2 protein-coding genes are annotated in these 2,133 nt (G+C 73.8%); one reads left to right on the top strand and one right to left on the bottom strand.

The window, feature by feature from the left end; translation table 11 throughout:
• A partial coding sequence (locus H5J30_RS29075; protein ID WP_181790254.1) for a Gfo/Idh/MocA family protein occupies nucleotides 1–1,042 on the bottom strand: 1,042 nt, incomplete at its 3' end.
• A 181-nt stretch (nucleotides 1,043–1,223) separates the two neighbouring features.
• On the opposite strand from H5J30_RS29075, the gene H5J30_RS29070 reads away from it, so the two are divergent.
• Nucleotides 1,224–1,967 (top strand): GntR family transcriptional regulator, encoded by a 744-nt coding sequence (locus H5J30_RS29070; RefSeq protein ID WP_181790253.1) that lies wholly within the window; start codon nucleotides 1,224–1,226, stop codon nucleotides 1,965–1,967.
• The last annotated feature ends 166 nt before the right edge of the window (nucleotides 1,968–2,133 follow it).

Genomic DNA, 2,133 nt, shown 5'->3' with positions numbered 1-2,133 from the left:
GGACGGGGGCGCCGGTGCGTACCGAGGCGGCGAACTCCTCCAGCTGGCGGACGAATCCGGTGTCGTACCCGTGCCGCAGGACGGCGTCCTGGCGTACACCGTCCTCGGCGCGCTCCACGCGCAGCGAGGAGCGGACGTCGACCAGGTACGGCGGGGCCATGTGCAGGGCGAGGCGCCCGTCGCGGGCGAGTACGGCGATCTCCTCGCCGTACTCCGGGTGGTCGGGCAGCCAGTTCCAGTTCACCACCAACCGGGCATCCTGCCCCAGCGCGGCGGTGGCGAGCAGGCACGGTGGTTCGCCGCCGCCGGATATCGGCCAGGGCCACAGCTCGGCGTGCTCGAAGTGGTCGGGGAGCGTCAGCCCGAGGGCGCGCAGCAGGGACAGCTCATGGATCACCGAGCCGTTGAGCACGTCGCGGTAGTAGCGGCCCAGTTCTTCGGGGACGTCGCCGAGCGCCTCGGCGGTGCGTACGGCCTCGTAGGTCTGCGCCTCCTGGAGCGCGGCGGGGTCGGCGTCGCGCGCGGCCGGCGCGAGCCGGAGGTGATCGACCTGCGGCTCGTCGGCCGGGTGCAGCACGGTGACGCGGACGGTGCGCGGGGTGTCCAGGCGGGCCAGCTCCGCGGCGGCGACCTCGGTCAGCGGGTCGTACATCTTCATGTAGCCGACCTGGAGCACCAGGCCGCGGGACGCCGCGAGTTCGCCCAGGACCGCCGCCTCCGCCGCGGTCAGGCACAGCGGCTTCTCGGCCAGGACGTGCTTGCCGGCCTCCAGCGCGGCGCGGGCGTCCCGTGCGTGCGTGCCGGGGGTGGCGAGCAGCACCGCGTCGACGTCGGGGTCGGCCAGCACCTGTGCGTAGTCGTGGGTGGCGCGCACCCCCGTACCGGCCCGGGCTGCCACCTCGGCCGCCCGCGAGGGCGACAGATCGCACACCACGACAAGCTCGAAGAGCGCGCCGAGCCGGTGGACGGCGGGCAGGTGCACCGACTGGGAGATGGTCCCCGCGCCGATGACGGCGAGGCGGACCGGTACGGGTACCGGCATCGAGGGCTTCCTTGGGCTGGGACGCGAGGCGTGGCGGATCGGTGGCGGCGGAGTCCCGACCCGCATCGGGCCCGGGATCCGCCATGCCCCGGATGATGCACCACCTCAGACCAGATAGTCCAGTGATCAGACCAACTTGCGATCTGGTCCGGTGATTGGTTGCTCTGGTATTTTCCTGCCTGTGACCGAACTCGACGAGCCCGCAAGCGCCGGCCCCGCCGTCCAACTCGCCTTCCGCGAACTGGGGATCCTCCTGGACAAGAGGGCCTGGGCTCCGGGCAGCCGGCTGCCCGGCGAACGCGCCCTGGCCGGACAGCTCGGCGTCAGCCGCAGCAGCCTGCGCCAGGCCCTGGCCATGCTGGAGTCCGAGGGCCGGGTGCACGCCTCCGCGCAGCGCGGGTGGTACGTCACGACGAACGTGGTCAGCGAGCCGCCGAGCGTCCTGAAGAGCTTCACCGACAACGCCCGCGAGCGCGGGCTGGTCCCCACCGGCCGCGTCCTGCACCGGCGGGTGCGCCCGGCGGCGTACGAGGAGTCGCGGCGGCTGCGCATAGCGCCCGCCGCCGAGGTGCTGGAGATAGCGCGCGTGCGCGGCCTCGACACGGTGCCGGTGTGCTTCGAGACCACGGTGCTGGTACGGGCCAGGGCGGCGGGGCTGGAGAGCGTCGATCTCACCGACCGCTCCCTCTTCGCGACGCTGGAGGAGGTCGCGGGCGTCCGGGTGCTGCGCAGCGCCTACTCGGCGCACGCCGACGCCGCGGACGCCGAGGCGGCCCGGCTCCTCGGGGTTCCGGTGGGCTCCCCCGTCCTGGTCGGCGAGGAGATCACCTCCGACCAGGAGGACACGCCGGTGCTGCTGTGCCGCTCGGTCTACCGGGGAGACGCCTACCGCTTCGAGGCAACGCTGCACCGCTCACCGGACTGACGCTCCGCCGGCCGCCGGAGCGCGGCACCCCAGCTCGGCGGGCAGCCGGGACGCGCACGCCCCCCGGGGGGGCGGGAAGGTGAACACCATGAGCACCACCACCGGCGTCACCGCCGCACTGGACGTCGGCGGCACGAAGATCGCCGCAGGGCTGGTAGCCGCGGAC

It is taken from the genome of Streptomyces phytophilus (assembly GCF_013870535.1).
Taxonomy (GTDB): domain Bacteria; phylum Actinomycetota; class Actinomycetes; order Streptomycetales; family Streptomycetaceae; genus Streptomyces; species Streptomyces phytophilus.
This window is presented reverse-complemented; position numbering and strand designations above follow the sequence as displayed.